10 protein-coding genes and 1 pseudogene are annotated in these 6,564 nt (G+C 32.9%); 10 read left to right on the top strand and 1 reads right to left on the bottom strand.

Annotated elements, in window-relative coordinates:
• Nucleotides 1-212: hypothetical protein (locus tag PGW42_RS06015; protein ID WP_330677001.1), on the bottom strand; the 212-nt coding region annotated here is incomplete at its 3' end.
• Nucleotides 213-350: 138 nt separating this feature from the next.
• Between PGW42_RS06015 and PGW42_RS06010 the strand changes: the two are divergent.
• The 10 genes and pseudogenes from PGW42_RS06010 to PGW42_RS05965 all read left to right on the top strand — a co-directional run.
• Nucleotides 351-491: pseudogene (locus PGW42_RS06010) on the top strand (TnpV protein); the annotation flags it as partial.
• Nucleotides 492-705: 214 nt separating this feature from the next.
• Entirely contained in the window at nucleotides 706-1,293 is a 588-nt protein-coding gene (locus PGW42_RS06005) for a helix-turn-helix transcriptional regulator (protein WP_040015510.1), read from the top strand.
• Between the two features lie 162 nt (nucleotides 1,294-1,455).
• A complete protein-coding gene (locus tag PGW42_RS06000; RefSeq protein WP_270203514.1) occupies nucleotides 1,456-2,511 on the top strand; it encodes a helix-turn-helix domain-containing protein in 1,056 nt (351 codons plus the stop codon).
• A 122-nt stretch (nucleotides 2,512-2,633) separates the two neighbouring features.
• Nucleotides 2,634-2,882 carry a type II toxin-antitoxin system prevent-host-death family antitoxin gene (locus tag PGW42_RS05995; protein WP_270203513.1) on the top strand — a complete coding sequence of 83 codons (249 nt, stop codon included), beginning with the start codon at nucleotides 2,634-2,636 and terminating at the stop codon, nucleotides 2,880-2,882.
• A 1-nt stretch (nucleotide 2,883) separates the two neighbouring features.
• A complete protein-coding gene (locus PGW42_RS05990) occupies nucleotides 2,884-3,183 on the top strand; it encodes a type II toxin-antitoxin system RelE/ParE family toxin (protein WP_270203512.1) in 300 nt (99 codons plus the stop codon).
• Nucleotides 3,184-3,276: 93 nt separating this feature from the next.
• Entirely contained in the window at nucleotides 3,277-4,170 is an 894-nt protein-coding gene (locus PGW42_RS05985) for a pentapeptide repeat-containing protein (protein ID WP_118699365.1), read from the top strand.
• Nucleotides 4,171-4,172: 2 nt separating this feature from the next.
• Nucleotides 4,173-4,907: a nucleotidyltransferase domain-containing protein gene (locus PGW42_RS05980; protein ID WP_118699366.1), complete on the top strand. Its 735-nt coding sequence runs from the start codon at nucleotides 4,173-4,175 to the stop codon at nucleotides 4,905-4,907.
• On the top strand, nucleotides 4,888-5,172 hold the full coding sequence (locus tag PGW42_RS05975) for a hypothetical protein (RefSeq protein ID WP_118699367.1): 285 nt from the start codon (nucleotides 4,888-4,890) through the stop codon (nucleotides 5,170-5,172). The genes PGW42_RS05980 and PGW42_RS05975 overlap by 20 nt, the downstream gene beginning before the upstream one ends.
• Before the next feature lie 305 nt (nucleotides 5,173-5,477).
• The gene (locus tag PGW42_RS05970; protein WP_270203511.1) at nucleotides 5,478-6,113 is read left to right on the top strand and encodes an HD domain-containing protein; all 636 of its coding nucleotides are present in this window, start codon (nucleotides 5,478-5,480) and stop codon (nucleotides 6,111-6,113) included.
• Entirely contained in the window at nucleotides 6,113-6,562 is a 450-nt protein-coding gene (locus tag PGW42_RS05965; protein ID WP_270203510.1) for an NUDIX hydrolase, read from the top strand. Before PGW42_RS05970 ends, PGW42_RS05965 begins: the two co-directional genes overlap by 1 nt.
• The last annotated feature ends 2 nt before the right edge of the window (nucleotides 6,563-6,564 follow it).

Genomic DNA, 6,564 nt, shown 5'->3' with positions numbered 1-6,564 from the left:
GTAACTGTATCGGTCGGTGCAGGTTTTGGAACAGGTGTGGCAACAGGGCGTTCATGGCTTCTGGTAGCTCCGGCTGTCGCTGATCCATTCGCATGAACTGTCTGCCTTGCTTCCTGTGCTTTCTGTAATTCCTGCTTTTTCTGTGAGATATTTTCCCTGTGCAGGTTACGTTTCTGTGTACGCTGTTCCTGTCGGTTTTCCCGTTCTTCCACAACGCAAAAGACAAATGGAGCAAATGCCTCAAGGAAGTATTCACGAAAGACTGGCCTGGGGTGCCCGAAAAAGTGAGATGGAGAATCAACAGCGTAAGAAAAATAAAACAAAAAACAGAGGAATGGAGAGATAAGACAATGAAAAAGCACATTTATGATGAAAGTAATGGATTAAGCTATACACTGCATGGAGATTATTACCTGCCGGATCTGGCAGTGAATGAGGAAGAACCGACCTATGGTAAATATGGAATGCTGCGGAAACAGTTCTTGAAAGAGAGGGTATATATGTGAGTCGAAAGGGTAGTCGAAAGGCTGCTCTTTACAAAGATGAAAATAAAAATTGCTGAAAAGGTATGAGTTTTGTAGTGTAAAACTCTTTTGACATTGTGTTTTCCGTTAAGTAAAATATCTTTGATAGACAGATAATGAAAAAATGATTATTCTTGGCTCAGATCAAGAGAACAAATTACTTGCGAAGGGAGGAAATTATATGGAGCTGAGTATACAGATAAAAAAATACCGAACAGAGCTTCATCTATCACAGGAGGAATTGGCAGAAAAGGTATATGTAACAAGACAGACAATTTCTAATTGGGAAAACGAAAAGAGTTATCCTGATATTCATAGCTTGTTACTTCTTAGTTCATTGTTTAATGTATCTCTCGATCAATTAATTAAAGGAGATATAGAGAAAATGAAAGAAATTATTAGCGAGCAAGAAATTAAAAAGTTTAATTATTATGGTTCCATCTATACAGTTCATTTGGCCGTGTTGATTATATCGGCAGTACCTTTGTTTATGTGGCTCGGAAGGTATGCGTATATTCCGTTTGGGATTTTATTTATTATTACAATGTACTGGGCGTTAAAGGTTGAAAAACTAAAAAAGAAAAATGATATACAAACCTATAAGGAAATTGTTGCATTTACGGAGGGAAAAAAATTGGATGAACTTCATAAGGCAGTTGAAGTGGGAAAACGTCCTTATCAAAATATATTAAAGGTTATTATCAGTGCGGGTGTTACAGCGATGATTTGCTTCTTAATTGGAGTACTGATGCACGTATTCTTGAATTAATTAAATTTAAGAATATTTTGATTTGTAGAATTATAAAATAGAGCATTTTTCTCGCAGATTTTAACCGGTAGTTAAGAAATCGAAGCCATAATTAAACGAAGGCTCAATTGTAAACACATATTAGAAATACTATAATGAGAATATAAACAGGAGGTAGGAACAATGCAAATTGGTGAGAAGATAAAAAACTATCGGAAAACTGCGGGATTAACACAAGAACAGGTGGCGGATTATTTGGACGTTTCTACTCCTGCGGTAAATAAATGGGAAAAAGGAAACACATATCCAGATATATCATTACTTCCGGCAATTGCTCGATTATTAAAAATTGATATGAATGAACTATTTTCATTTCGTGAAGAATTGACAGAAAAAGAGATTGGACAATTTGTGAATGAGCTTTCGGAAGTTTCATTGGATAGCTTTATAAAAGCTTTTGAGATGGGAAAAAATAAAATAAAGGAATATCCTCATTGTGATTCGTTGATTTATTCAATTGCTACTGTTTTAAATGCGGCGTTAACTTTATCCGATGTCGATGATGAGAAAAAGTTGGAATGCAATAATGTGATTGTTGAATGGCTGGAACGAACTGCTGAAAGTCCAAATGAAAAGGTAAGGATTTCCAGTATTTTTATGCTTGCAGCGAAATATATACAAATGGAAAAATATAAAGAAGCAAATATCTTTTTGGATAAAATTCCAGATACTGTGATAGATGCCACAATTATGAAAACGAATGTACTAGCACACCAGGAAGGGACAGATATTGCAGCGTTCTTTTTAGAGGGAAAACTGATGCAGACAGTTACGAATATACAAAACTATCTGTATAAGTTGATAGAAATGGAAGAAGAAACCGGAAATCATTGTAAAGCAGAGGAGATTGCCGAAATCACAGAACATATGGTGTCGTTGTTTGGTCTGTGGGATTACGGTAAAGTAGTACCACATCTATTGATTGCCGGGTATCGAAAGGATGTAGAAAAATGTATTCAGTTGATAAAAGAAGTGTTGATGGAGTCACAGAAGCCATGGAAGATGGTGGAATCACCTTTATATTACAGATATGCGGATACAGTACAGGGAAAATCTTTTTCAGGAGTCGGAAATAATTTTGTTCGTGCATTAGCTACAGAAATTGAAAATAAAGAAGAGTATGAATTTTTGAAAGGGAATAAAGAACTGGAGGCGATTTTTGCTCAATATTTGAAATAGATTGTGATAAAAATATATAGAAATGATAAGAGCTGTAAAAATCTACGTTGAATTTTACAGCTTTTCGTGTATAATAAAAGTAGAAGAAACAATTTGAAATCAAAGGAAGGAGCTGAAAGAATATGGCAAATATTTTACCAGTATCTGATTTGAGAAATTATAACGAAGTCCTGAAAAACTGTCACAAAGGAGAACCGGTATATCTGACCAAGAATGGCAGAGGACGTTTTGTTGTCGTGGATATTGAAGATTATGAGCGTGATCGTGCAGAGAAAAAGCTTCTGCTGAAGTTGCAGGAAGCTGAAGAAGCAGTGAAAGACGGAGAAGGCTGGTTGGATCTGGATGAACTGAAAGCGCTTGTGGGGGAATAAGATGTTAAAACTGCGGATCAATCCGATTGTTGTAAAGGATTTGAAAAATATTCGGGATTACATTGCTGAGGATAATGAAGAATATGCAGCAAAGACCATAAAGGAAATCTACGGTAAATTTGAAAATCTTCAGATGTTTCCGGGAATGGGATCCGATCTTTTTAAAAGAGTCAGCTTTCGGACAGATTATAAATATGCGATATGGGAAGATTATGTGATTATCTATAAGGTCGCTAACGAATATGTAGAGATTTATCGTGTAGTTAACCGATATCAGGATATTACGAGAATCTTTGATTGAATATAATTTGGTTGTGATAAAGAATGGAAGTACTTTATTATAAATAATTGTGAATATTGTAGATGACATGTATTAAAGTGGGAGAATCGAAAGATGCAACAATATTTCGAAAATCGTCAATGTATTAAATTTGAAGATATACAAAATCAAAAGAAAAAATATGAAAATATCATAATAGCTAATGAAAGAATTGATGAAAAGTGGATTAGTGAAAATTTTATAATTAATAATAGTACTTTTGCTAAAGTGGGATTTCGTGGATCAAAATTTTCAAATGATGATTTACGTTTTAATGTATTTATAGATTGCTATTTTAAAAAAGCGTATTTTGATGGAGTGAATTTTACAACAACTATCTTTATTAATTGTAATTTTGATGAAATTACTTTAGTTAATTGTACATTTGATTATTGCAAATTTGAAGGGTGTTTTATTAAATATAATGATTTATTACAATCTCTTTCAAAACGACCAAATATAAGATGGGAATTATGTAAGAATTTATCTTTAGAATGTTTGAAATTAGGTCACGAAGATGAATATAGAAAATATTATTTTGAAGAAAAGGAAGCGAGTGAAGAATATTATTGGAAAAAATTCTGGCATAAAGGCAGTGACAAATATTATAGAAAATATAATGCAATAGATCAGTTATCTGGATTAGGCAATTACATATTAAGCAAGGCAAATAAAATACTATGGGGATATGGAGAAAAATTAATAAGACTTATATTTAATGTTATAATTGTACTTCTTATTTTTATGTTAGGGTATTATTATGGAATCGAAGAGGTTTCAAAGGGAGTGCAGATGACATGGGGAATTGCTGGCTATATGAGTTTGAGTAATTTTTTTACCGTAACTTGTGAATATACCCCAGATGTATTCTTGTATAAAGTGTTATCGGTAATGGAAGGTGGAATAGGAATTGTACTAATGGGCTTTTTTGTTGCTGCATTGTTTAGATATATTAATAGGAGAGGGTAGAGTTGAATAAAAGCTTATTAGATAGTATTTCTAAGGTAAAAGATGAAAAAAATGTTGAAGAAATATATTTGTTTGGGTCAGTCGCACGAGGAGATGAAGACGAGTATAGTGATATAGATATTTTAATTGTCATTGATGATTGCACTGAAGATGAATATATTGATTGGAAAAATAAATTTTCTAATTATTTAAATATTCCGGTTTCTTGGATATCTTTATATAGACATAGCAAAATTTTAAGAATGTACGAGTCTGGTTCTTATTTTTTATGGCATATAAAAAAGGAGGGGAAAATAATTTATAGTAGAAGTAATGAGATGCCTTCATTACTTTTAACTTTACCGAGATATAATAATACTGAGAATGATTTAGAAGAATATTCAGAAATATTATCAGATATAAAATGTGAATTGAATGATGAATATATATGTGTTGAATATGAGTTAGCAGTATTAGCTTCTTTAGTTAGAAATACATGTATTGCCATTTCATATTTAGATGAACGATTGGATTTTGGAAGAAACTCAGCGGTGATGTATTGCTTTTCTAAATACAAAATAAATATTAATTTAAAAGAATATAAGGAGTTATATCAATATCGGCTTTATCATACAAACAAAATAGAATGTGTACCAAAAGGAAAAGTAGAACAACTGAAAAAATGGATTGAAATAGAAAATGATTTATTAAAGGTTGCGAAGGGTAGGTGTAAAAATTATGATGAAAAAAATATGTAAAGAATGGGATAATATTTTGACGTTAGAAAATGCTTCTCCATATTTATTTAGAACAAAACTTGAAAGATCATTAAATCATACAGTCAAATATGCTAAGATGGAAAATAATAATCATTTATTAGAATTGTGCAATGGGATTATTTACAAGCTACAATACATTTCAGATCAAAGTAATCAAACATCAGATGGTTGTTTAAAGAGCTTTATTGTTTTGAAACAAGATATGTTAGCTGTTAAAGCAGAACTAAATAGTTTAGCTGCTTAATGAAAGAAACGTTTTTGATAACACAATAATGATAACAAATTGATAACACCGTTCAGTACAGCCTATGGATGTAGGATAGTAGAACACATATAAAACCAAATAGAACCATAATCACTATACAAAAGTGTATAGTGATAAGATTTTATTTGCGAGTTTGAATAACGGATTAAAATGCCGAAAGCCTGTATTTATGCGGGTTTCCGGCATTTGTTTTATCAAATGGCTCTAGTTTGGCTCTATTTGTGGGTGGAGTAATGACTTTCGTAAATCAATATATTGCTTTGCTAGGTTGATTAGGAGAAAAGATGACAGATAATGAAAAGAGATTTATAAAAAGTATATTTTCGGGAGACAGTAGTGGTCATGACTATTATCATACAATACGAGTATATAAACTGGCTACTAAAATCGCAAAACAGGAAAATGCAGATGTTAAAATAGTGCAGTTGGCGGCTCTGTTACATGATGTGGACGATATTAAGCTTTCTCCGGACACTTATGCTACCAAGAAAAATGCAGTTGATTTTATGACAATTAACAAAATAGATGGTAAAAGGATAGAGGCGGTATGCAAAATTATAGATGAAGTTTCATTTGCAGGAGCTGATTCAGTCGTACCTGATACCATAGAAGGAAAATGTGTGCAGGATGCAGACAGACTTGATGCTATAGGAGCTATTGGAATTGCCAGAACACTTGCATATGGTGGTAGTAGGGGAAGAAAGATTTATGATCCGAAAATAAAACCTAAAATGGGAATGAACAAAGAAGAGTATCGGAATAATCAAGATTCTACAAGCATCAATCATTTCTATGAAAAGTTGCTCTTGTTAAAAGACATGATGAATACGACTGAGGGAAAGAAACTGGCAGAACATAGACAGGTTGTAATGCAGGAATTTCTGAATGAGTTTATGCTGGAATGGGAAGGGGAAAAGTGATGGAAGTAAAGTTTTATGATACAGTTAATGATGAACTATTGAAATTTGCAGTGATTATCTCACAGAGTAACGGCAAGTGGGTGTTTTGCAAGCATAAAGAAAGAGATACATATGAAGTGCCGGGAGGGCATAGAGAAGCTGGGGAGGATATTTTTGAAACAGCTAAAAGGGAGTTGCAGGAAGAGACTGGGGCTATCAAATTTGAGATAAAACCAATATGCGTATATTCGGTGACAGGTAAGACTAGAGTAAATGATACTGGTGAAGAAACATTTGGACTGCTTTGTTTTGCAGAGATAACAGAGTTTGCGAAAGAATTACATAGCGAAATGGAGAAAGTTGTGCTTATGGATGATTTGCCTGAGAATTGGACATATCCGTTGATACAGCCGAAATTGATAGAAAAGTATTTACAGGTAATAAATTTTGATAATAAGGGAGGTAATTAGAA

Source organism: Coprococcus sp. TM115-187 (assembly GCF_027679115.1).
GTDB classification, from domain to species: Bacteria; Bacillota; Clostridia; order Lachnospirales; family Lachnospiraceae; genus Allocoprococcus; species Allocoprococcus comes.
This window is presented reverse-complemented; position numbering and strand designations above follow the sequence as displayed.

What these genes read in the sequence shown, in the direction of transcription:
- PGW42_RS05965 (WP_270203510.1), top strand. Translation starts at nt 6,113, where the DNA reads ATGGAAGTAAAGTTTTATGATACAGTTAATGATGAACTATTGAAATTT.
- PGW42_RS05985 (WP_118699365.1), top strand. Translation starts at nt 3,277, where the DNA reads ATGCAACAATATTTCGAAAATCGTCAATGTATTAAATTTGAAGATATA.
- PGW42_RS06000 (WP_270203514.1), top strand. Translation starts at nt 1,456, where the DNA reads ATGCAAATTGGTGAGAAGATAAAAAACTATCGGAAAACTGCGGGATTA.
- PGW42_RS05975 (WP_118699367.1), top strand. Translation starts at nt 4,888, where the DNA reads ATGATGAAAAAAATATGTAAAGAATGGGATAATATTTTGACGTTAGAA.
- PGW42_RS06005 (WP_040015510.1), top strand. Translation starts at nt 706, where the DNA reads ATGGAGCTGAGTATACAGATAAAAAAATACCGAACAGAGCTTCATCTA.
- PGW42_RS05970 (WP_270203511.1), top strand. Translation starts at nt 5,478, where the DNA reads ATGACAGATAATGAAAAGAGATTTATAAAAAGTATATTTTCGGGAGAC.
- PGW42_RS05995 (WP_270203513.1), top strand. Translation starts at nt 2,634, where the DNA reads ATGGCAAATATTTTACCAGTATCTGATTTGAGAAATTATAACGAAGTC.
- PGW42_RS05990 (WP_270203512.1), top strand. Translation starts at nt 2,884, where the DNA reads ATGTTAAAACTGCGGATCAATCCGATTGTTGTAAAGGATTTGAAAAAT.